This window comes from Streptomyces sp. NPDC055955 (assembly GCF_042270245.1).
Classification (GTDB): domain Bacteria; phylum Actinomycetota; class Actinomycetes; order Streptomycetales; family Streptomycetaceae; genus Streptomyces.
Genome location: NZ_JBHJYS010000018.1, coordinates 66,870 through 88,745, shown reverse-complemented (window position 1 = coordinate 88,745; position 21,876 = coordinate 66,870). Strand labels below are relative to the sequence as shown.

Annotated in this window: 19 protein-coding genes; 11 read left to right on the top strand and 8 right to left on the bottom strand. The window is 68.4% G+C overall.

Translation table 11 applies throughout. From position 1 onward, the window contains the following. Positions 1-33: 33 nt before the first annotated feature. From ACFC96_RS30945 to ACFC96_RS30925, 5 genes are all read right to left on the bottom strand, one after another. Entirely contained in the window at positions 34-3,237 is a 3,204-nt protein-coding gene (locus ACFC96_RS30945) for an NACHT domain-containing protein (RefSeq protein ID WP_376615196.1), read from the bottom strand. Between the two features lie 761 nt (positions 3,238-3,998). Beyond that, positions 3,999-4,346 (bottom strand): hypothetical protein, encoded by a 348-nt coding sequence (locus ACFC96_RS30940; protein WP_376225552.1) that lies wholly within the window; start codon positions 4,344-4,346, stop codon positions 3,999-4,001. 311 nt (positions 4,347-4,657) lie between these two features. Next, positions 4,658-5,401 (bottom strand): maleylpyruvate isomerase family mycothiol-dependent enzyme, encoded by a 744-nt coding sequence (locus ACFC96_RS30935; protein ID WP_376225550.1) that lies wholly within the window; start codon positions 5,399-5,401, stop codon positions 4,658-4,660. Positions 5,402-5,645: 244 nt separating this feature from the next. Beyond that, positions 5,646-6,872, bottom strand: coding sequence for a damage-control phosphatase ARMT1 family protein (locus tag ACFC96_RS30930; RefSeq protein WP_376615194.1), 1,227 nt, complete (start codon positions 6,870-6,872; stop codon positions 5,646-5,648). Continuing rightward, a complete protein-coding gene (locus ACFC96_RS30925) occupies positions 6,859-7,479 on the bottom strand; it encodes a TetR/AcrR family transcriptional regulator (protein ID WP_376615192.1) in 621 nt (206 codons plus the stop codon). Before ACFC96_RS30925 ends, ACFC96_RS30930 begins: the two co-directional genes overlap by 14 nt. A gap of 302 nt (positions 7,480-7,781) precedes the next feature. On the opposite strand from ACFC96_RS30925, the gene ACFC96_RS30920 reads away from it, so the two are divergent. Together ACFC96_RS30920 and ACFC96_RS30915 are read left to right on the top strand one after the other, a co-directional pair. Next, positions 7,782-8,786: a class I SAM-dependent methyltransferase gene (locus ACFC96_RS30920; protein WP_376615190.1), complete on the top strand. Its 1,005-nt coding sequence runs from the start codon at positions 7,782-7,784 to the stop codon at positions 8,784-8,786. 42 nt (positions 8,787-8,828) lie between these two features. Beyond that, entirely contained in the window at positions 8,829-9,194 is a 366-nt protein-coding gene (locus tag ACFC96_RS30915; protein ID WP_266560141.1) for a PH domain-containing protein, read from the top strand. A 139-nt stretch (positions 9,195-9,333) separates the two neighbouring features. Here ACFC96_RS30915 and ACFC96_RS30910 read toward each other — a convergent pair whose 3' ends face one another. Then, positions 9,334-10,491 carry a Ku protein gene (locus ACFC96_RS30910; RefSeq protein WP_376615188.1) on the bottom strand — a complete coding sequence of 386 codons (1,158 nt, stop codon included), beginning with the start codon at positions 10,489-10,491 and terminating at the stop codon, positions 9,334-9,336. A gap of 202 nt (positions 10,492-10,693) precedes the next feature. Here ACFC96_RS30910 and ligD point away from each other — a divergent pair, with 202 nt between their 5' ends. From ligD to ACFC96_RS30895, 3 genes are all read left to right on the top strand, one after another. Beyond that, entirely contained in the window at positions 10,694-11,578 is an 885-nt protein-coding gene (gene ligD, locus ACFC96_RS30905) for a non-homologous end-joining DNA ligase (RefSeq protein ID WP_376615186.1), read from the top strand. 90 nt (positions 11,579-11,668) lie between these two features. Beyond that, positions 11,669-12,571 carry a DNA ligase gene (locus ACFC96_RS30900; protein WP_376615184.1) on the top strand — a complete coding sequence of 301 codons (903 nt, stop codon included), beginning with the start codon at positions 11,669-11,671 and terminating at the stop codon, positions 12,569-12,571. A 99-nt stretch (positions 12,572-12,670) separates the two neighbouring features. Then, positions 12,671-13,315, top strand: coding sequence for a DNA alkylation repair protein (locus tag ACFC96_RS30895; protein WP_376615296.1), 645 nt, complete (start codon positions 12,671-12,673; stop codon positions 13,313-13,315). Between the two features lie 13 nt (positions 13,316-13,328). Here ACFC96_RS30895 and ACFC96_RS30890 read toward each other — a convergent pair whose 3' ends face one another. Then, positions 13,329-14,132 carry a nuclease-related domain-containing protein gene (locus ACFC96_RS30890; protein ID WP_376258151.1) on the bottom strand — a complete coding sequence of 268 codons (804 nt, stop codon included), beginning with the start codon at positions 14,130-14,132 and terminating at the stop codon, positions 13,329-13,331. A 211-nt stretch (positions 14,133-14,343) separates the two neighbouring features. On the opposite strand from ACFC96_RS30890, the gene ACFC96_RS30885 reads away from it, so the two are divergent. The 6 genes from ACFC96_RS30885 (at position 14,344) to ACFC96_RS30860 (ending at position 21,010) form a co-directional block, all read left to right on the top strand. Then, entirely contained in the window at positions 14,344-14,613 is a 270-nt protein-coding gene (locus tag ACFC96_RS30885) for a hypothetical protein (protein ID WP_376615182.1), read from the top strand. 103 nt (positions 14,614-14,716) lie between these two features. Then, the gene (locus ACFC96_RS30880; protein WP_376615180.1) at positions 14,717-15,460 is read left to right on the top strand and encodes a hypothetical protein; all 744 of its coding nucleotides are present in this window, start codon (positions 14,717-14,719) and stop codon (positions 15,458-15,460) included. Between the two features lie 484 nt (positions 15,461-15,944). Further along, entirely contained in the window at positions 15,945-17,237 is a 1,293-nt protein-coding gene (locus ACFC96_RS30875; protein WP_376615178.1) for an ATP-binding protein, read from the top strand. 316 nt (positions 17,238-17,553) lie between these two features. After that, positions 17,554-18,927, top strand: coding sequence for an FtsW/RodA/SpoVE family cell cycle protein (locus ACFC96_RS30870; RefSeq protein WP_376258324.1), 1,374 nt, complete (start codon positions 17,554-17,556; stop codon positions 18,925-18,927). Next, entirely contained in the window at positions 18,924-20,390 is a 1,467-nt protein-coding gene (locus ACFC96_RS30865; protein ID WP_376615177.1) for a peptidoglycan D,D-transpeptidase FtsI family protein, read from the top strand. The genes ACFC96_RS30870 and ACFC96_RS30865 overlap by 4 nt, the downstream gene beginning before the upstream one ends. An 83-nt stretch (positions 20,391-20,473) precedes the next feature. Further along, the gene (locus ACFC96_RS30860; protein WP_376258143.1) at positions 20,474-21,010 is read left to right on the top strand and encodes a DUF3291 domain-containing protein; all 537 of its coding nucleotides are present in this window, start codon (positions 20,474-20,476) and stop codon (positions 21,008-21,010) included. On the opposite strand, the gene ACFC96_RS30855 is transcribed toward ACFC96_RS30860, so the two are convergent. Then, positions 20,991-21,875, bottom strand: a complete 885-nt coding sequence (locus ACFC96_RS30855) for a hypothetical protein (protein ID WP_376615175.1) — start codon at positions 21,873-21,875, stop codon at positions 20,991-20,993. The two genes, ACFC96_RS30860 and ACFC96_RS30855, sit on opposite strands and share 20 nt — an antisense overlap. Position 21,876: the final 1 nt, after the last annotated feature.

Genomic DNA, 21,876 nt, shown 5'->3' with positions numbered 1-21,876 from the left:
CGAAGTCAGGCAGACCTCTACGGCTCGGTTCGGTCACCACTTCCGATAATCCACGTGCACTTTCACCCCTTCACCGACTCCGTCTGCAAGTACCTCGACGGGGCCGTATGCAAATACACGGATGTCTAGCTTTCCCGCCTCGCGGAAGCATGTGAGGTCTAGCTGTGCCGGCGCTGACGTGTGTGAATAGATCCCAACCTGCAACAAGCGCAGTGAGTGGACATTTTCTGCCAGCCGCTGCAATGACTCACTTGCTCCGTGATGGAGCAGTACCGTTGCGGCCTCGAGCGATTTGAGGCGACCTAGTTCCTCGACATTCTCGATTCCTGCAAAGAATTGGAGAGCTAGGCGTTTAAGAGCGCCAAAATCGCCAATTCCCTGCAAGTCGATATTATTATTCGAATGGAGTGACAATTCTTCGAGGGATGGAAAACGACTTGCCTCGCCGACCAGAGGTCGCTTGGCACATCTGACCAGGCTTAGTTCCCTCAAGCCAGGCATGGGTGGTAGAGCTCCGGTATCCACCGCCACAGATGTCCTATGCCAGCGGCCTCGCAGACTGAGGGACGTAAGCCTTTCAAGGCGGTCCATGCGCGGCAGACACGCGTTCCACCCATCTTCGTCGGCGAAGCTGATGTTCAGCTCCGTCAAATTTGCAATACCGGCAAGCTCTTCTTCCCGAAAGCGGCCATCGTATGCCGATACAGACAAGTGTCTAAGATGAGGAAGATTTCGAACCCATCCTAGGTCAGTGACCAGAAACCCAAGGTTTAGTCGAACCAGCTCCTCGAACTGCCCAATAGAATCGAGCACCTCGGGGTAGCTGAGATCTAGCGACTTTCGGAACCAGGGCGATTTCGACAGCACGCGAATCGCATACTCTCTGACGTCGAACTGGTTCCAGCTTCGCGCCAGTTCTCTGTGCACAGCTACTCGGCTATCTGGCCCGTATGAGGAGATCAGCTCTAGAGCGGCGTCACCACCAATTAATGCGGCGGCACGCACGGTGGAAGCCGCTTGGTTGACCTTCAGTCCCTTGTGAGCCCGGGGAAGGAGGGCCAGAACCGTCTCCCCAGCAGCTGCCAGCTCTTTCGCTTCGGAGAATTTCGTCGGCGGGATGAGGCGTTCGGCACTATCGCGAACACTTCTGTAGGTTACTGGGTCGAGTTCGTCGGCGTTTTCAAGGCAAGCTGCTGCGAGCAGGTGCAGCCTCGTGGTGAACGCAGGATCTGCGTCTCCGCGTTGCAAAAGGTCGTTAAGGATCTGTTGCCGCTCGTTTGGGCGCGCATGACCAACGGCCATGGTTACCGCTTCGTGCCATTGATCCAGATGGGCGTGATCAATGAGGACGCCGATGTCGTTGAGGGCTATCAGATTCTCTGCGGCGAGGTATTCCTGGAAGGTGCGATGAACGAAATCTACCCGTCCTTCGACAGGCATTCGCAACACACCGCTCCGCACCATCAAATACTTGTAAACATTCTCCGCATCATCGCTGATAGCTGGCATGCCGCTGAGAGCGTTCTGGATTTGTTCGATAGCTTGTGTGGTGGTGCAGTCGGTCCAGCCGTTCCGCAGCAACCAGTAAGCCAGATTTCCAAGTATGCGCTTCTTTTGGTGAAGGGTCAGTGTCGGGGTGTTGGGGTGGGCGATTTTCCGCTCGTTATCTCTTCTTACGAGCAGCATCTCTAGGGCTGCTGCATAGAGTTCCATGCGGCCGCGAGGTAGCTGCATCCTCCGGTCACGGTTTAGCGTGCAGAGAAGAGCGCAGAGAAGCGGGTTGGACGCCAGGCGTCTCAACTGGCGCTGCGTATTTACCTGTGTGATCAGTTCCGATTGGAAGACGTCGAGGTCGTCGTCGGTGTCGTCCGCGTCAGGGCCCATAGCTTCAAGGGCAGCCTCGTGCCAATGACGAATAAAGCTCTCTATGTCACCTTTACCCATGGGCAAAAGGTCGAGAGCAACGAATCCATCGCGCGCCAACCATTTTTCCTCAGCGGCTGCCGGCCGAGAGGTCACGATATAGCGGCATTGTGGGTATATGGAGACTAGGTCCTGAAGCCACCTTTTTGCCTCCTCGCGCCGGCTCTCCGGGAGTTCGTCAACTCCATCTATCAGAACTAGGGCTTGTCCTGTCCTGAGGGCCGAGTTAACCCAGCCATCGGGCATTTCGCCAGCCAAGTTCCTGCCGATTTCGCTTAGAAACTCCTCGGGTGCCGGGAGGTCTCTGTCGGCGAATCGGCGGAGCGGCAGCACGAAGGGGATATGATCAGCGAGGGTCAGCAACTCGTCTTCGAGTGTGCCTCGGGCGGCATTAACAGCCAGCCAAAAAAGCAGAGTACTCTTCCCTGATCCGGCGTCTCCGCGGAGCAAAATTCGAGGGAATCTAGCGAGTGCGGCCTCAGAACGAAGGCTGCCTGGAGTCCCGGAAACCTCGTCGGCATCCTGCCGAGTGCTTTTGCTGGCGAAGTCAAGGTTACCGTCAACGGATTTTCCGTGACTCTGGGTGCCAGCGTCTGCGAGGGCCAAGCTGATGTATGCAGTACTCAGAGGATACGTCTTGGCTTCGGGGTTAGCGAGAGTTAGTCCAAAGAGTTCGAGCTGGTCGAGCTTTTGAACAACGTACCGCATGTATCGATTTTCGAATCGACGGACGTGCGTGTCTTTTTCTCCAGATACGGCCCAGCGTACGCGGTCCGTCTCAACAAGGAGCTGATTAATCCGAGCAAGTTGCTCCTTGTTCACCACCGCGAGAAATGAAGGCCAGGTAGAAACGAAGTGGATTACCTGTGCCGAGCACTCGAAAATCATTCGCTGGTATAGCTGTTCACCCTCTTCACTGAGGGCTCGGCTGGCCGCTTTTCCGTCTGTTTCCTTAATTACGGCGTCCGCGAATGTGGCTGGGTCCAAACTACAATCGAAAATGTCGACTCGCGTGGCAGTAAATGCTGCGTTGGCTGCTGTAGCGGCGGCAGTAACCTCACTGTCCGGGATGTTGCGAAACTCCGCAGCAATGACAGGATCAAGCGCAGAGGTCACAAATTTTGAGAAATGGCGGATATCTTTATCTTGGACTTGCCTCGCCGGGATGATCTTGTTGGCCAGCCGCCCCCTGGCGGGGTTTTCAGTAGTGAGGGCTCCATGATTCGGAGCGGTGACCGCTCGCATGATCGCGGTGCTTGCTGCCCTAAGTGCACTGCCAGCCAACTTGACCGCAACGGCTTCCCATCCCAACATGACCCCTCCCCAGTGTCGTAGATCACTTTATAGACTCCTGGCTGCCGATGTGGGGTGGTTGCTATGGATTGCGGCAACGACCATGTTTCTCGAGATGAGGGCTGGCGCGGAAGACCGCCTTGGCGCGCCTCGCGGGGGAGCCTGTGGACGATGCGTGGTCGGTGACCAGCAGCCGAAGGTCCGATGCTGCCGTTCTTGCAGGTCGGGTGCGTTCGTGTTGAAGCAGATTCCACAATCTCTGTAAATCTGCCGGCCCTCGGAAGCCGCCCACCCCAGGCCGTCGACGGGCGGCCCGCGATGAGAAACAACGACATGAGGGCACAGCCCGACGACCGCGCCCTCGTGGTGTCTGGCGCCGGATGGCTGGCCGAGCGCGAAAAGTTCCCTCCGAGTGAGTGGCGAGTGAGTTGCGCTCGTTTTGGATCACGCAGCGCAATCAGTGCAGTTCACAGGGGGACTTCCCGCCCGGTTAGTCGTGCCCTCCGGAGCCGTGTGCGCAGGTTCGAATCCTGCCGGGGGCACCTTGCATGAGGTGCCCAAAGACCCCGCCACCAGCGCTTTCGCTGAGGACGGGGTCTTCGTGTGTCTACGGACGTGTGCAGTTGTATGCCGCCCTGAGCGGCTCCATGTCGGCGCCTGCGGACTATTCGTGGACAGGATATTGGTGGCATCGCCCCAGGTCAGCCCCGAAAATCCGAGGGACCCCCAGGAACAGCGAAGGCCTCCGGACGGATCCAGGGGCCACGCGCACGCGTTGGGACTCAGGCTCGTATCTCTCCTCGTACCAGGGCGCCGCTGTCGTCAGACAGCTCCAGAGTGAACCGGAGGCCGCAGCGGCTGAGCAGGCCGGCAAGGTCGTCGAGGCGCTGAGGGGCGATGACTCCGTTGAGTAGAACCTCGCGCGTCTCGATCGGATCCAGCTCGATCTGGCCCCAGCTGGTCTCCACCTCGTAGCCGGGCCAGGACGACGAGCGCGAAGACCAGCCGGCGCGGACGAAGGCGGCAGCGACGGGTGCGGCGTCTCGGCAGCCTTGTACAACGCCACAGACGTTGTTGTTCACGTCGAGCCACTGAGGATCCAGGCTCTGGCCGTCATCGGATATGTCCACGGGCGCAGTATGAGACGTCGAGGCTCTCTCTCCTTCGCTCCTATTCTCGAAGAAGATCTTCAATGCGCCGATTGGCGACTTCCTGCCTGCCGTCCAGGCGCTTGACATACCGGCCGAGGAGGACTTCAACACTGTTGCCCGCCCGTTCAGCGACCTCGGTCAGATCAGGTTCGAATCCTGCCGGAGCACCCCTTATGAGCTGTCCAAGACCCCGACGCCAGCCGAAACACTGAGGTCGGGGTCTTCGTGTCTCTGCAGGCCTGTGCGACCGTAAGCCGCCGTGAGCGGCCGGCCCCGTGCGCTTCCTGGTGTCAGGGCCAGCCCGGCGTCGGAGGGAGTGGCCAGCTTGGTGGGGTCGGTGGCGGAGCGTTCGACCGAAGGTGCGTGTCCGGGCCGCGTCCGGTCAGCCAGGCGAGGAGGGCGTGGCCTGCGCCGGTGACGGTGGGGCCCGTCGGGGCCAGGGTCCAGGCCCGGTCGAGGTCGGTTGCCTGGATGCGGGCGACCGGGAAGTTGCGTGCCGTCAGCGCGGCGACGGTGTCGTCGAGCGCCCATGTGACGTAGCCGGAAGGCCAGTCGGCTGCGGCGTATCCCAGGTTCAGATCGACGTGGTGTGTCTCGAGTTCGCGTCGACAGCGGTGGAGGGTGAACCAGGCGGGATGACGCCACCCCGCGAGTGCGGTGACCAAGTGGGGCCAGCGTTCGGCGGGCATGGCCTCCGCCTCGTCGAGCAGTCGGTCGAGGCTGCCGCGCAGGTCGGCGACGAGCTCACCGGCGCAGCGCTCGGCTCCCTCGCGCAGCGCACGGTCCAGGGTCGCCGCGTCGGCCCGTGGTCCGGGCTCCGTGCCGGCACGGGCCAGTGCCAGCAGCCATCGATATACGTCGGCGCTGCGGGCGAGGTGGGTGATGACGTGGCCGCGGCTCCAGCCGAGCAGCGCCGACGGCTCGCGGGCCTGAAGGTCAGTCAGCGAGTCGAGCGCGGCGCCGACGCGCGCGACGGAGCCGCGAATGTCGTCGAGGAGAAGATCGATGTCCGCGAGAGCCATGTCGGTGGTCACGAGCCGTTACTTTATGGCTGGTTGGCGAACCGGTTTCGCCGGGAACCGCGACTCCCTCGGTCCTCGGTCCTCGGTGAGGGACCGTCCAGCGACCTTGCCCGACCCGCCGGTCAGCCCGCGGGTGCGACGGCCCCCGAGGCGTGGCAGGTGAGCGTGCCCACACCCGGAGGGTCGACGGGGCGTCGGCACTGCTCCGCCGCGGGCCGAGCCGGCAGGGCTCCGCCGCAAGTCGGTGAGGCCGCTCTCAAGCAGGCTCGTCGACGGTGCCTTGAGCCCTGCTGTCCCGTACCTGGATCACGGCGTGCGTACCGCTTGTTCGCCAGGCGCGGTCTTCCGATGCGTTCAGCGTCCTTTCCGTCTTCTCGTCCAAGCCCGCGACCACGTCCGACTTGAGGGTGCGCAGGGCGGCCACCGGGGACGGGAAGTAGGAAGTGAGGGCGGTGAACGAGGTTGTGGGGGGACGGAGTCGGTCGCCCACCAGGCGGCGGTAGTTCAGGTCGCCCTTCAGGATCGTGAGCGTCGCTGTCGCGAAGTCGTCTCTCAGGTCGTCCGGCATCGACGAGTACGGCAGTGGGGCGCAGGAAAAGGGGTGCGTGCGGAGTTGCAGGTGGCCTGTCGAGGTGGCGTGCCACAGGCGTTCGCCCGCCTCGCCTGCCGCGCCCGGGGCTTCCTTCAGGTGGCGCAGGGCGTCGATCACGTCCATGGGGGTCGCGTCGGAGACGTAGTACGGGTGTGGCTTTACCTGGAGTACTACTTGTTCCGCGTGTGTGTGGCTCAGGAAGTGGTCGATGAGGAGGAGGTCGGGGACCAGTTCGCGGCCCGCGTTGTCCGCCACCACCTGGACCGTGTTCCCGGCCCCCGGCGGCAGCAGCGACCACAGGCGTTCCGAGTCGTCCGCGAGGAGGGGTGTGGTGGCGGTGTCGGTGGTGTTCGCGGTGAGCTGGAAGCCGAGGTCCGCTCGGTTGCCCCACAGAGAGCCGTGGAGCAGGGCCCGGGCCCGGGTTTCCGGTGGTTCCTGCGCGAGGCGGTCCAGGGCCGTCAGTTCCGCCTGCGCCTCCAGGCTCCGCAGCTCCGCCTGCTTGAAGGGGCGGAACGGGTCGATGCCCTGCCACGGTCCGGCGGCGTCGAAGTAGCCGACCGCGTCCAGGAGTCTGCGGTAGAAGTAGCTCTCCGCCCACAGGAACGGCGCGTCGAACCACGACCCGCCCACATGCTCGCCGCTCCCCCACTCCTCCCACTGTTCGCAGTCCCGGGCGTCCGCCGGCAGCGGTTCCATCACACCGGCCGGATCCGTGCTCTCTCTCAAAAGCGCGTCCAGCGCCTGCTGCCGCTCCGGGTCGTACGGGAACGCGTCCCGCACCCGCTGGATGAGCGCCGGGTGCCGTTCGCGCAGCACGCTGTACGGGAATGATCCGGCGGCGTTGCTCCGGATCACCCCGTCGACATCGTCAACCTCTTCAACGTTCTCCATTGCTGATTGATCCTCCGGTCGTCGGGCCCAGCAGCATCGCCACCAGTCTTTCCGTCTGTTCGCCCGGATCGCGTGCCGTGTCTCCCCATGTCGTCATCAACAGGTGGTGGACCGTCCCGACCAGCGCCAGCGCCAGCGCCGTCGTGTCCGTGGCCGGGGAGAGACGCCCGCGTTCCACTTCCGCGTCCAGGTACGCCGCGATCGACTGCTGGATCGCGTCGAAGCCCGGGGCGCCCGCCTCCAGAGCCTCCCGGATACGGAGCGAGGCCGCCGGGGTCGAGACCGCCAGGCCCGCCGTCGTGGGGTTCAGGGACGTCAGGAGCGCGTAGCCGATCGTCTTCAGGTTGGCCGCCACCGTGGACTCGCCGGCGCGGCCCGGGAGATCCTCCGCCAGCCGTGCCGTGGCGGCGAAGCGGGCCAGGACCAGTTCCGCGACGAGTTCGTCCAGACCGGCGAAGTGCCTGTGCAGCACGCCTTTCGCGCAGCCGGCCTCGGTCGTGATCGCCCTGCTTGTCAGGCCCGACGGACCCTCCCGCGCCAGGATCCTCTCCGCCGCGTCGAAGAGCCGCTCTCTTACGTCGGGGATCGCCACTCCGCGCGGGGACATGCTGCCTCTTCCCATCAGGTTCGCCATCGGGCCCAGGTCCGGGGCCGGGTCCGGGCCCAGGTCCGGGGCCGGGTACGGCCTTCAGCGGGCCCGGCCACCACGTCCGGTCTCGGTACGACCGTATGCCGACCGTCCCGGGCCACGCGCTTCCATTCCGTTACGACGCCCTTGCGACGCCCTTGCGACGCCCTCGCGACGCCCTTGCGCCCAGTATGGGCGTTCGCCCATACTGGGTTTGGGCGGACGCCCATTTCAGTCGCCGTAGGCCGCCCCGGCCACCACGAGGACGAGGGGATTCCGCCATGCCGCGCATCGTGAACGTCGATCAGTCCCAGGCCTGGAACGGGTACGAAGGTGAGCACTGGGCCCGCAACCAGGACCGCTGGGACGCCGTGAACGCGGGGTTCGACCAGCCCCTCCTCGACGCCGCCGCGATCCGCCCCGGCGAGCGGGTCCTCGACGTCGGCTGCGGCGCCGGGACCACCACCCGTCTCGCCGCCCGGCGTGCGGGCCCGGACGGGCGGGCGCTGGGGGTCGATCTGTCCGGGCCCATGCTGGCCCGGGCCGAGGAGACCACTCGGTTGGAGACCACTCAGGAGGGGACCACTCGGGAGGGGACCACTCGGGAGGGGACCACTCGGGACGAGACCACTCGGCAGAAAGGGGCGGTCGACATCAGCTTCGAGCGGGGCGACGCCCAGATCCACCCGTTCCCCGCCGGGGCCTTCGACGTCGCCATCAGCCGCTTCGGGGTGATGTTCTTCGCCGATCCCGTCGCCGCCTTCGCCAACGTCCGGCGCGCCCTCCGGCCGGGCGGGAGGCTGGCGTTCGTCTGCGCCGCCGAGCCCGAGGGCAACGACTGGCTCCGGGCCGTCGCCGGGCTGCGCGGCATCCTGCCCGTCGGCGACTTCGCGGCTCCGGGCGAGCGGGACGCTTCGCGCGGCCCGGGGATGTTCTCCCTGGCCGACCCCGACGCCACGCGCGGCGTGCTGTCCGGCGCCGGGTTCGCGGGCATCGAGGTACGGCGCGTGGAGGGGGACGGGCTGTGGGGGCGGGACGCCGGCGACGCCGCCGCGTTCCTGCTCGGCTCCGGGCCCGGGAAGCACCTGACCGAACAAGCCGACGGCAAGGTAAGGGAGTTGGCGCACCGCAGCCTCACGAACACTCTGCGCGCGTACGAGCGCACCGGCGACGGCGCCGCGGACGGGAAAGGCGGGGTGCGCATGAGGAGCGTCGGATTCCTCGTCACCGCGCACAACCCGGGAGAGGCCCCCTGCCCCCTGGCCAAGACCTCGCCTACAGTGTGAAGATCCTGTGTCCACGCAGGAGTTCACCATCAGGGGGGCCTCATGGCACTGTTCGGAAACGCTCACACCGTCGACCCCGTCGGCGCGCAGCAGGAGTACGCCAAGCTGTTCGGTCAGGGCGAGCAGGTGCAGGCCGCGTACCTGCTCATCCGCGACACCATCCTCTTCACCGACCGGCGCCTGATCTTCGTCGACAAGCAGGGGATCACCGGCAAGAAGGTGGAGTACCACTCCATCCCCTACCGCAGCATCACCCACTTCTCCGTCGAGACCGCCGGTCACTTCGACCTCGACGGTGAGCTCAAGATCTGGATCTCGGGCACGGCGGCGCCCGTCCAGAAGACGTTCAGCAAGGGCGTCGACATCTACGAGGTGCAGGCGATCCTGACGCAGTTCGTGGCCCGCTAGGCACAGCGGACCCGACAGTGGCCCGGCGGCGGCACCTTCATCTTCGTACGTTCGCCCATCCGCGTACGACCGCCGCCGGCCCACCGCCCTCGCGCCAAGACGCCCTCCCGCCCAAACGCTCCCGCCAAGACGCCCTCCCCTAAGACGCCCGCCTGCGCGACGCCGTCTTCTTCGCCGGTGACTTCTTGGCGGTCGTCTTCTTGGCCGCGACCTTCGAGGCGTCCGCCTTCGAGCCGCTCGCCTTGGACGTACTGGCCTTGGCCGACGTACCGGCCTTGGGCGACGTACCGGCCCTGGACGTACTGGCCTTCGACGTGCTCGCCTTGTCCGCGGCCGCCGTACGCGACGAGGCGGCCGACTTGCTGGCCGTGGTCTTCCTCGCCGTGCCGCCCCCGGACGCCGCCGGCTTCGCCTTCGTCGACGTCGACTTCTTTCCGCCGACCTCCTTCGGGGCCGTACGGGACTTCAGCGGGGTCACCGGGCTCACCTTCGCCTCCCGCTCCGGTGCGGCCGCGTCGCCCCGGGCCTCCTTGGCCGCCTTGACGCTGCTCTTCAGGGCCGCCATCAGGTCGATGACCTTGCCGCCGCCCTCGGTGGCGGCAGGCGCCTCCACCACGCCCTCGCCGGACGCCTTCGCCTCGATCATCTCCTCGACCGCGGAACGGTAGTCGTCGTGCAGCGACTCCATGTCGACCTCGCCGAGGGTGTCCATCAGCGCGTCCGCCAGGTCGAGTTCGGCCTCGCGCACCGTCACCTGGGTCTCGGGCGCCGCCTCCTCAGTGGCGCGCACCTCGTCGGGCCACAACAGGCCGTGCATCGCGATCACGTCGTCGACGACACGCAGCATGCCGAGCCGCTCCCGCCCCCGGAGGGCGAACTTGGCGATGGCGACCTTCTTGTTCCGCTTGAGCGCCTCCCGCAGCAGTGTGTACGGCTTCGCCGCGGGGACGCCGTTCGCGGAGAGGTAGTAGGCGGCGTCCATCTGGAGGGGGTCGATCCGGTCCGCGGGGACGAAGGCCACGATCTCGATGGTCCGCGCGGTCGGGATCGGCAGGGAGGCCAGATCCTCCTCCGTGATGGGGATGATCGCCCCGTCCGCCGCCTCGTACCCCTTGCCTATCTCCGCGGACGCGACCTCCTTCTCCTCCAGCTCGCAGAACTTGCGATAGCGGATGCGACCGCCGTCCTCCAGATGGATCTGCCGGAAGGAGATCGAGTGGCTCTCGGTGGCGTTGACCAGCTTGATCGGGATGCTGACCAGGCCGAACGAGATGGCGCCGTTCCATATGGATCGCACGGTGTCCCTCTCTGCGTAGTGCTCTGCCGGTGTGCCCTGCGTAGTGCTCCGCCGCATGGCGCCTGTCGTGCCCTGTCGTAGCCGAGCCCGTCGGCCACCCCGCCGGCGCCACAGCCACCGTCACCGCCACCACCACCATCTCCGCGGTAGCCCTTGGGGACAGTGGGGTAGCTCGTCACGATTTCCGTGGGATTCTCATCGTATGACGCCCATCACAGAGGTGGAGGGGCGGCGGCTCGCGCTCAGCAACCTCGACAAGGTGCTGTACCCGGCGACCGGGTTCACCAAGGGCGAGTTGCTGCACTACTACGCGACCGTCGCCGGGGCCCTGCTCGCGCACCTGTACGACCGGCCCGTGTCCTTCCTTCGCTACCCGGACGGGCCCGAGGGGCAGCGGTTCTTCACCAAGAACGTGCCGCCGGGCACGCCGGCGTGGGTAAGGACGGCGGACGTGCCGCATTCGAGGAGCGCCCCGTCCCGCCAGGTCCTCGTACAGGATCTGGCGTCACTCATGTGGGCGGCCAATCTGGTGACGGAGTTCCATACGCCGCAGTGGCAGGCGGACGCGCCCGGACAGGCCGACCGGCTGGTCCTGGACCTGGATCCCGGGGAACCGGCGGACGTGGCGGAGTGCTGCGCCGTCGCGCTCTGGCTTCAGGAGCGGCTGAACGCGGACGGGCTTCACTCGTACGTGAAGACCTCCGGCTCCAAAGGGCTGCACATGCTCGTACCGCTGGAACCGACGCCGTCCGATCGGGTGAGCGCGTACGCGAAGACCCTCGCCGTGCAGGCGGAGGCGGAGCATCCGGAGCTGATCGTCCACCGCATGACCCGCAGCCTGCGCCCCGGCAAGGTCTTCGTCGACTTCAGCCAGAACGCTGCCGCGAAGACGACGGCGACCCCGTACACCCTGCGCGCCCGCCCGGAGCCGACCGTTTCGGCGCCGGTGACGTGGGAGGAGGTCGAGGCCTGCACCGACGCGCGGGAGCTGACGTTCCTGGCCGACGACATCGCCCCCCGCCTCGAACGCCACGGGGACCTGCTCGCCCCCCTCATCGACCCGAACCGCGCGGGGCGGGTGCCGTGAGCGGCGGCGCCGGGGCTGTCCCGGTGACAGTCCGGCGCGCGGGGCGAGCCCCTGCTCACCCGGCAGGCCGTCCGGGCAGACCCTGACGGAATGGACGAAAACGCGCCGGCAGTGGCCCTGCGACCGCCCGTCGACGTCATGCGTCCCCAGGCTGTGGACGAAATCCCTGGACAGACAGGCACGCCGGAGCGTCTCCAGTACTCCCTGAAACTCGACGGATTCCGCGCCCTCGCCTTCGTCCTCGAAGGCGGCCGGGTCTTCCTGCAGTCACGCTCCCGAAGGGACCTGGCCCGGGAGTTTCCTGAAATCGCCGCATATCTCGGAGAGCATCTGCCCGTCGGCACCGTGCTGGACGGCGAACTGTGCGCCTACCGCGACGGGCGCCTGAGCTTCACCGATCTCCTCCGGTCCCACGCCGACCGCGAGCGATCGGGCGTCCCGGTGTCCTACGTGGCGTTCGACATCCTCGCCGTCCCGGGCCGCGATGTCAGAGCCCTGCCGCTGAGGACACGCTGGGAGCTGCTCGGTGCCGCGCTCCAGGACATCGGCCCGCCCCTCCAGCGCGTACTGGCGACCCTCGACGAGGGGACCGCCCATGTCTGGTTCCGCGACATGAGGGCGGCCGGCGTCGAAGGAATCGTGGTGAAGGAACTGCGCTCGACCTATCGGGCAGGAGGAACCCGGGCATGGAGAAAGATCAGGCACGCGGACACCACGGACGGGGAACTCCTCGGCGTTTTCGGTCCACCGGACAGACCGCAGGCACTTCTCGTACAACTCCCGGACGACCGAACCGTGAAGACGTCGCCCCGCTTGACGCCGATGCAGTCGCGGCAGGTCGGCGAGCTGGTGTGCGGCCGCCTCGGACAGCTGACGCAGCACCCGGAGCACGGGCCGGTGCGCCTGCTCACCGACCCCCTCCTCATCGAACTCAGCCGGGCGGCCGGACGTCACGAGACCGTCCGTTTCGTACGTGTGCGGTCCGACGGATGAGGTGTCGCTCCGTCGTCGTAGGGTGAGAACTCGCGCGGGACGGACGGGAGGGCCGAGGTGGCCGAAACGACGCCGACCGGGACGACGGTCGCCGAGGTGATGGCCGAGCTGGCCGAGCTCGAGGACCCGAAGGCACGCGCCGTGAACGAGAAGCACGGTGACGATCACGGTGTGAACCTCGGCAAGTTGCGCGCGCTCGCGAAGCGGCTGAAGACGCAGCAGGACCTCGCGCGCGGGCTCTGGGACACGGACGACACCGCGGCACGGCTCCTCGCCCTCCTCGTCTGCCGCCCGAAGGCGTTCGGGCGGGACGAGCTGGACGCCATGGTGCGCGAGGCGCGCACGCCCAAGGTGCACGACTGGCTCGTGAACTACGTGGTGAAGAAGAACCCGCACGCCGAAGAGCTGCGACTGGCCTGGTCGGCCGACGAGGATCCGGTGGTCGCGAGCGCCGGCTGGGCGCTGACCACGGAACGCGTGGCGAAGAAGCCGGAGGGCCTCGACCTCTCGGCGCTCCTCGACGTCATCGAGGCGGAGATGAAGGACGCCCCGGACCGCCTGCAGTGGGCGATGAACCACTGCCTGGCCCAGATCGGGATCGAGCACGCCGACCACCGCGCCCGGGCGATGGACATCGGCGAGCGTCTCCAGGTGCTCGAGGACTACCCCACCTCCCCCGGCTGCACGTCTCCGTTCGCGCCCGTCTGGATCACCGAGATCGTGCGCCGCCGGCAAGTCCGGTAGATCGGCCCGCAGGTCAGACCCGCAGCCACGTGCGGCGGTCGCGGGCCATCGCGTGCAGGGCCTCGACGTCGGCCGGTTTCAGGACGCCGCCCACGCGCGCGAGTGACTGGAGTTCCGTGTCCAGGACGATGCGTACGTCCCGTGGGGGCACCGCCACCTCGACGGTCGTGGCGCCCGCCACGGCCAGGACGGGGCGGACCTCCGCGGTCAGGGCGAAGGACGCGCGGGACGCGTCCGCGCGGACGCGGCGCAGGAGCGGGTGCGGCTCCGAGCGGCCGGTCATCACCATCGGGTCGACCACGCGGACACGCTGCTTGCGGGCCGGGAGCGTGTGCAGGGCGTAGAGACCCCCGGGGCCGATGAGGAGGTGGTGGATGCGGGCGCCGCCGGGCAGGGGCACGGAGTGCAGCGCACGCCAGCCCGCCCGCTCGAACGCGTCGAGCGCTCCGCCGACGGACTGTTCGGCCTCCAGGGCCCGGCGCCGCGGGTCCCCGCGCAGCCGCCGCGGCGGTCCCGGGTCGCGGTCGACGGCGATCTGGAGTGCCTCGCCGGGCCGGTTCGGCGCGAGGTCGTCGTCCGGGTGGAGGGCGAGCCTGGCGAGTTCGGCCGGGGTGGGCACCGGGGGCGGGCCGACCGTGACCTGGCCGGTCAGGAAGGGCCCGAGGACGTCGAGCACGGCGTCCCGGCGGGCCGCGCTGATCACATTGACGCGGCCGGCCTCACGGTCGTACCAGGCGACGTTCCTGCCGTCGTCGCCGCAGACATAGAGCCGCTCCCGACCGTGCCGCCAGGTCGGTATGACGCGCAGACCGCTCATGCACCATCACCCCACGACCATGGGAACAGCCACGGGGCCGCAGGGCAATATCCCGTCCGGACCCTCGGTGACACCACCGCCCGAAGAGCTCCGGCCCGCTGTTACACAGCTGCCGAATTGCCGTGATGAGGGGTCTTTACGGTGAAGACGTCAGCGTGTACGCCACCTGGTGGAGCGCACCGCACCGGGAGTAGAGCAGAGGAGACGTTCCGTGAGCACCACCCGTCGATCCGGTCTGCTGGCCCGCGGCACCTTCGTCGCCGCCGTTCTCGGCGGCGCGCTCCTGGTCCCGACGGCCGCGTTCGCGCACGCACAGCCCGACCGGCACGCGGCCTCCGCTCCGGCGCGCTCACCGGAGCAGGCCGACTCCGACGCACCCGAGACACACCCGCTGTTCCTGGCCGCGGGCGGCGGCATGGCGGCGGCGGGCGCGGGGGGACTCGCCTTCTCGATGTACCGGCGCGGGCGCACCGAAGACTGAGGTTTCGAGGTGCGCACAGTCCCATGGGTCAATAAAAAGGAATTCCTCACCACATAAGGTGTCAATGGAGTGACCGACCGGTACGCGGACAGGCGGGAGTCCAGTGAATTCCAGGCGCACCTGCACCGCGGCCGCAGCCGTGACGGCGTCAGCGCTGCTGCTGGCGGGGTGCGGCGACTCGGGCGAGCTGCGCAGCGCGGGTCCCACGTCCACGGCGGTGGGGCCGGCCCGCCTGTGGCCCACACTGCCGCCGGCGTCGGCCGCGGCGGACGACTACGGCTCGGGCCACACGGAGGTCGTGAAGGGCATCACCGCCAAGGGTGACGACATTCACCGCGTGAACCCGGTCGACGTGGTCCGCGCCCAGGCGGCGGCCGCCTCGGCGTCACCGTCCCCGTCCCCGAGCCCGGACAAGGTCGTAGGGCTGGACGACTGCGGTACGGACGCCGGCGCCAAGTGCCCGGTGCTGAACGCGTACTACCGGGACCTGACCGGCGACGGCAAGGACGAACTGATCGTGGGGATCCGCCTGCCGAAAGGCCAACTCGCGGTGCGCTGCTACATGTTCGAGGACCACAAGCTGACCCAGATCATGGGTACGTCGGACGCGGTCGTGAGCGTGGAGATCGCCGGCCGCGACGTGATCCTGCGGGCGGTGGCGGACCTCCCGGGCTACGAGTACCGCACGGCGTGGTCCTGGGACCCGCACCAGCGCGCGATGCTCCCCACCCGGGACGAAATCCTGCGCACAGGCCCACCCGCGACGCCGACCCGGCCCCCCGAGCCCAGCCCCACGACCTCCCCTCCCAAATCCCCGACAACAACGCCATCGGCCCCGACGCGATGACGACACCGACGAGCCCGGGACCACGCCCCCACACAACGGGCCGGCGCCCACACACGGCCCGACGAACACCACCGCACCCACGACCGAACACGAGGGCCCGGCCTACCAAGCCCGCCACACCCACCCCACATCCACCCACCCACACCCACACGCACAACCCGACGAACACCGCCTCCCCCACCGCCGCACCCGCGACCGAACGGGAGGGGACGGGCCGGTATGTCCGCCCGGAGCCGGCACGCACTACTGACGCCCACGAAATCCGACGCCGAACCATCCAAGCGAGGACGGACATACCGGACCGGCCCCGCACCCACCCACAAACGCAGGGCGCAGAGCCCCAGGACCGGCACGGGCGCGGGCACGGGCACAGCCACCCGAACCGGCCCCGCGCCCACACTCACCCCCACCCCCCGGCACAAGACCACCGCCGCCGAACCCCCGCACCCACACCCCCGGCAGCCCAAGAACCGCCGATGAGACCATGACCCCCACCACATCCGGCGCCACGAGCCACACCACGCCCAAACCCCCGCTCCCCGCCTGGACCGCCACCCTCACCTGGAAGGCCGCGGTCTTCATCACCGTGATGTGCTGCGCACTCGCCGCACTCCTGGGCGCCCTGGTCCACGTATCGGTCGCCAACCAGACCGTCGGCCAGGCCCGCGACCGCGCGCTGGGCCGGCTCGACGAGGCCACGAAGGCGTACGAGGCCGGAGCGAGGCTGGGCCCGCTCGCGGGGATCGACCCCGCCGGCCTGCCCGACTCGCTGCGCAGGCTCGCCGCGGGCGGAGATCGCGGCACCATGGTGAGCAGCCGTGCGAAGACACCCACGATGTGGGCGGCGGGACCGATCGACGGGAACCGCGTACTGGCCGTGGAGGTCGACTACTCGCAGGGCGCCCGCACGATCGACGGCCTGGACCAGGCGATCGTCGGATCGTCCGTGCTGGCGATCGGCGCGACGCTGCTGGTGGGAGCGTTCGCGGTGACCCGCGTGACGCGGCGCCTGCACGCGACGGCGAGGGTGGCCCGGCGGATCAGCGGCGGTGACCTGGACGCGCGCGTGGGCGACCCGAGGACGAGAAATCCGGCCCGGCACCAGGACGAGGTGGCCGCGGTCGCGGGCGCGCTGGACAGCATGGCGTCGTCGTTGCAGCGCAAGCTGCTCAGCGAGCAGCGGTTCACGGCGGACGTGGCGCACGAACTGCGGACACCGCTGACGGGCCTGCACGCGGCGGCCGAGCTCCTCCCGCCGGGCCGCCCGACGGAGCTCGTACGGGACCGGGTCGCCGCGCTGCGGACCCTCACCGAGGACCTGCTGGAGATCTCGCGTCTGGACGCGCGCAGCGAGCGCGTGGACCTGGACGACAACCGGCTCGGCCCGCTCGCCGAGCGGGTGGTGCGGGGGTCCGGCACGGAGACGGAGGTGGTCGTGGTGCGCGACGTCTGCGTACTGACGGACCGCCGGCGCCTGGAGCGGGTGCTGGGCAACCTCGTGACGAACGCGCACCGGCACGGCAGCCCGCCGGTGGTCCTCACGGTGGACGGCCCGGTGATCACGGTGCGGGATCACGGGGAGGGCTACCCGGACTACCTGGTGGAGGGCGGGCCGCAGCGGTTCAGGACGGAGGGCGGCGCGAGGGGCCACGGCCTCGGTCTGACGATCGCGCTGGGCCAGGCGGAGGTGCTCGGCGCCTCGCTCAGGTTCACGAACGCGCAGGACGGCGGAGCGCTGGCGACGCTGACGTTGCCGTACGACGACCACCGGCCCTGACGGCACCACACCCACCCGAACCCCGGCACGGAACCCCCCACAGAACTCCACCCGCACCCGGCGCAGAACCCCGCACAGAACCCCACCCGAACCCCGGCACAGGACCCCGCACAGAACCCCACCCGAACCCCGGCACAGAACCCCGCACAGAACCCCGCACAGAACCCCACCCGAACCCCGGCACAGACCCCACCCGGCCCCCCGCCCGCCCCCCACCGGACACACACCCAGTCAGATTAAGGCGACATAGCGGCTTTTCCCGGCTGTCGCTTGTTACGTTCCCGCCATGACCGGATCGACGGGATCGACGGGACCCATGGGCCCGGCAGGCACGGGAGCCGGCGTCAGCCCTCCCGTGGTCCCCGCCGTCCGCCTCCCGCGGCGCCGTGGCACCGAACTCGTCCTGATCGCTCTCGCCGTCCTGCTCAGCGTCTACGGATACTGCGCCGTAGGCCTCGCCAAGAACGGCTCCGTACCACCCGGCGCCGCCGGTTACGGTGCCGGGCTCAGCGTGCTCGCGCTCGTGGCGCACGGCGCGATCCGGCTGCGCGCCCCGTACGCGGACCCGCTCCTGCTGCCCATCGGTGTGCTGCTCAACGGCCTCGGCCTGGTCCTGATCTACCGGCTCGACCTGGAGACGCCCCACGACCAGGCGGCGCCGGTCCAGCTCGTCTGGTCCACGCTCGGCGTGGCCCTGTTCATCGCCGTCGTGGTGCTCGTGCGCGACCACCGGGTGCTCCAGCGGTACGCGTATCTGTCGGCCGTCGCCGCGCTGTTCCTGATGGTCCTGCCGATCTTCTTCCCGGCGGTGAACGGCGCCCGCATCTGGCTCAGGATCAGCGGATTCTCCATCCAGCCGGGCGAGTTCGCCAAGGTACTGCTCGCGATCTTCTTCGCCAGCTATCTCGCGGCGAACCGCAACGCGCTCTCCTACACGGGAAAGAAGATCTGGCGCTTCCAGCTCCCCACCATGCGGGTCTTCGCGCCGATCCTGGTCTGCTGGCTGATCAGCGTGGGCGTCCTGGTCCTGGAGCGTGACCTGGGGACCTCGCTGCTGTTCTTCGGCCTCTTCATCGTGATGCTGTACGTGGCGACGGGCCGCGGCAGCTGGATCGCGATCGGGCTCCTCCTCGCGGCCGGCGGCGCGGTCGTCGTGGGCTCGCTCGAACCCCATGTGAACAGCCGCGTCCATGACTGGCTGCACCCGTTCGCCTCGATCGACGCGGGCGAGGGTCCCGGCCAGCTCGCGCAGTCGCTGTTCGCGTTCGCGGCGGGCGGCATGCTCGGCGAGGGCCTCGGGAAGGGGCACTCGATCCTCATCGGGTTCGCCGCCAAGTCCGACTTCATCCTGGCGACCGCGGGCGAGGAGCTGGGGCTCGTCGGCCTGACGGCGATCTTCCTGCTGTACGCCCTGCTCGTGGAGCGCGGCTACCGTGCCGGGCTGGCGCTGCGCGACCCGTTCGGCCGGCTCCTCGCGATCGGTATCGCGTCGATCGTCGCGCTCCAGGTGTTCGTGATCGCGGGCGGGGTGATGGGCCTGATCCCGCTGACCGGCATGGCGATGCCGTTCCTGGCGCAGGGCGGCTCGTCCGTCGTCACGAACTGGATCATCGTGGCGCTGCTCGTCCGGATCAGCGACTCCGCCCGTGACCAACTCCTGCCGGACGACGCGCTGGAGGCGCCTCGGTGACCCGATACATCCGCCGCGCCTCGGTCTTCTGTCTGCTGCTGCTCGTCGCGCTGCTGGTCAACTCGGCCCGCGTCATGATCTTCGAGGCGAACTCCCTCGACGACAACCCGGCCAACCGCCGCAACACCATCGCGCGCTACGGCCAGCCGCGCGGCAACATCCTCGTCGACGGCAAGGCCATCACCGGTTCGAGGGACACCGGCGAACAGCTCCGTTACGAACGGACGTACAAGAAAGGTCCGTTGTACGCGCCGGTGACCGGTTACGCGTCCCAGGTGTACGGCACCTCGCTGCTGGAGAACGCCGAGGACGACATCCTCTCCGGCACGGACCCGATGCTCGCCCCGCTCCCCCTGTTCGACGACCTGACGCGCTCGCAGCAGCCGGGCGGCAAGGTGGTGACCACGATCGACGCGGCGGCACAGAAGGCGGCGTACTCCGGGCTGGCCGGGCGCCGGGGCGCGGTCGCGGCCCTCGATCCGGCGACCGGGAAGATCCTCGCCCTGGTGAGCAGCCCCTCGTACGATCCGGGCGCGATCGCGGGGACCGACTCGGCGACGACGTCGGCGTGGAAGAAGCTGAACCGCGCGCCGAGCCAGCCGATGCTCAACCGGGCGATCCGGCAGACGTATCCACCCGGTTCGACCTTCAAGATCGTCACTGCGGCGGCGGCCCTCGACTCGGGCGTCGTGACGGATCTGGACGAGCCGACGGACACGCCGAGCCCTTGGCGCCTGCCCGACACGTCGACCTTGCTGCAGAACGAGGCGCACGGCTGCGAGGACGCGTCGCTCGCGGACGCGATCCGGGTCTCCTGCAACACGGTGATGGCGAAACTCGGCGTCCAGGTGGGGCTGAAGGGGATGGTGTCGGCGGCCAGGAGGTTCGGCTTCGACGACGCGGGGGTGCGGATCCCGTCGGGCGTCGCGCGGAGCAACTTCGACACGGACATGGACCGTTCGCAGCTGGCGCTCTCGTCCATCGGCCAGTTCAACACGACGGCGACACCGCTGCAGATGGCGATGGTCTCGGCCGCCGTCGCCAACGGCGGGGTCCTGATGGCGCCGCATCTGGTGGAGAGGACGACGGACAAGCGCGGCAACACCGTGGCGCAGACCGGTTCGAAGACGTACCGCCAGGCGATGAACCCGGCCACGGCGGTGCAGCTCCAGGAGATGATGCAGGACGCCGTGGAGTACGGCACGGGCGCGAACGCGCAGATCCCTGATGTGACGGTCGGCGGGAAGACGGGCACGGCGCAGCACGGCGTGGGCAACAAGGGCACCCCGTACGCGTGGTTCATCTCCTGGGCGCGGGCCCCGGAGGCGGGCAACAGGGGGGTCGCCGTCGCGGTGGTCGTCGAGGACGCGTCGGCGAACCGTACGGACATCAGCGGCGGCGGGAGCGCGGCGCCGATCGCGCGGGACGTGATGGAAGCGGTACTGAACTCAGCCGAGCGATAAGGGGATCGGCCGCGAGTGGCCCTCGATACCGACAGACGAAATGGCCCTCTACTCCGCCGCTTCCCCTGCCTATCGTGCAGTCCATGACTGACAACGGGACTGCGAAGACGACGGAAAACGGGACTCGCCACGAACTCGCCCAGGTGAACATCGGCCGCCTCACCGCCCCGCTCGACTCGGAGCAGCTGAGGGACTTCGCGGAGGGACTCGATCCGGTGAACGCCGTCGCCGACGCGTCGGACGGGTTCGTGTGGCGCCTGAAGGACGACAGCGGGGACGCGACGAGCTTCCGGATCTTCGGCGACGCGTGGCTGCTCGTGAACATGTCCGTGTGGCGGGACACGAACGCGCTGACGGCGTTCATGTACCAGGGGCTGCACCGTGAACTGCTCGCGCGCCGCCGGGAGTTCTTCGAACGGCTCGACGAGGCGGTGACCGCTCTGTGGTGGGTGCCGGCCGGGCACCGGCCCACCCTCGAGGAGGCGGAGGAACGCCTGGTCCATCTGCGGGCGCACGGCCCGACGCCGTACGCGTTCTCCCTGCGTACGGCGTTCCCGGCGGGCGGCGCGGGGCCCGAGCCGGAGCCCGGGCCCGAGTCCGTCAGCCGATCGGCTTCCTGATCTCCGAGCGGATCTTCACCGCGGTCGCGGCCGCCGCGTCGAGGTCCACGTCGGAGGGGTCCTGAAGGGCGATCTCGGGGGTGATCTCGGCGACGGTGGCGCCGGTGTTCCCGTCGGCCCAGGCGCACATCGGGATGGTCGCCGATTGCTTGGTGAGCACCTGGCAGGTGATGGTGACGTCGGAGCCGGCCGGCTTGAAGTCCTTGGCGGGCACGGCGACTTCGGCGCCGTCGCTCTTGGCGGCGCCCTGCATCATGTTCTTGCGGGCGAGGTCGGTGTTCTTGAACCGGCCGTACATGCCGGAGATCACCACACCCGCACCCTTCTTGGCGGGGTCGGTCGCGGCGTACTGGCCGACGGCCGCCTTGGTGTCGCGCGCGTCCCAGGCCCCGTCCGCCTCGTCCTCGATCTGCTTGCCCTGGGTGCCGGACAGATCCTGGGTGAGGGTGTACCTGCCGTCGAGGACGGTCTTCGGGATGGTCAGCTTGTACTCGGCCTTCGGGAAGCTCTTGTCGACCTCCGAGCCGAGCATGGCGACCGCGACGATCCCGATGACGACGACGGCGAGCGCGCCGCCGACGATGCCGAGGATCATCCCGACGCGCCGCTTCTTGGGCGGCGGGCCCATGGGGGCGCCGGTACCCCATCCCGGGTAGGGGGCACCGCCCGGATAGGGCTGCTGAGCGTACGGGCCGGGCTGGCCGGGCTGGGCGTACGGCCCGGACTGGCCCGGCTGGCCGTACGGACCGGGCTGAGCGGGCTGAGCGGGGTGCTGCGGCGGACCGTAGGGGCCGGGCTGGCCGTAGGGCGCGGCCGGGGGCTGCTGGCCGAACGGGTTGGGCTGGGGCGGCTGAGGCGTGGACACG

Bases quoted from the DNA above. Each gene is read 5' to 3' on its own strand.
- ACFC96_RS30860 (WP_376258143.1), top strand. From the start codon at position 20,474: ATGACTGACAACGGGACTGCGAAGACGACGGAAAACGGGACTCGCCAC.
- ACFC96_RS30895 (WP_376615296.1), top strand. From the start codon at position 12,671: ATGGCCGAGCTGGCCGAGCTCGAGGACCCGAAGGCACGCGCCGTGAAC.
- ACFC96_RS30875 (WP_376615178.1), top strand. From the start codon at position 15,945: ATGACCCCCACCACATCCGGCGCCACGAGCCACACCACGCCCAAACCC.
- ACFC96_RS30930 (WP_376615194.1), bottom strand. From the start codon at position 6,872: ATGGAGAACGTTGAAGAGGTTGACGATGTCGACGGGGTGATCCGGAGC.
- ACFC96_RS30915 (WP_266560141.1), top strand. From the start codon at position 8,829: ATGGCACTGTTCGGAAACGCTCACACCGTCGACCCCGTCGGCGCGCAG.
- ACFC96_RS30900 (WP_376615184.1), top strand. From the start codon at position 11,669: ATGGACGAAAACGCGCCGGCAGTGGCCCTGCGACCGCCCGTCGACGTC.
- ligD (WP_376615186.1), top strand. From the start codon at position 10,694: ATGACGCCCATCACAGAGGTGGAGGGGCGGCGGCTCGCGCTCAGCAAC.
- ACFC96_RS30920 (WP_376615190.1), top strand. From the start codon at position 7,782: ATGCCGCGCATCGTGAACGTCGATCAGTCCCAGGCCTGGAACGGGTAC.
- ACFC96_RS30890 (WP_376258151.1), bottom strand. From the start codon at position 14,132: ATGAGCGGTCTGCGCGTCATACCGACCTGGCGGCACGGTCGGGAGCGG.
- ACFC96_RS30925 (WP_376615192.1), bottom strand. From the start codon at position 7,479: ATGTCCCCGCGCGGAGTGGCGATCCCCGACGTAAGAGAGCGGCTCTTC.
- ACFC96_RS30945 (WP_376615196.1), bottom strand. From the start codon at position 3,237: ATGTTGGGATGGGAAGCCGTTGCGGTCAAGTTGGCTGGCAGTGCACTT.
- ACFC96_RS30870 (WP_376258324.1), top strand. From the start codon at position 17,554: ATGGGCCCGGCAGGCACGGGAGCCGGCGTCAGCCCTCCCGTGGTCCCC.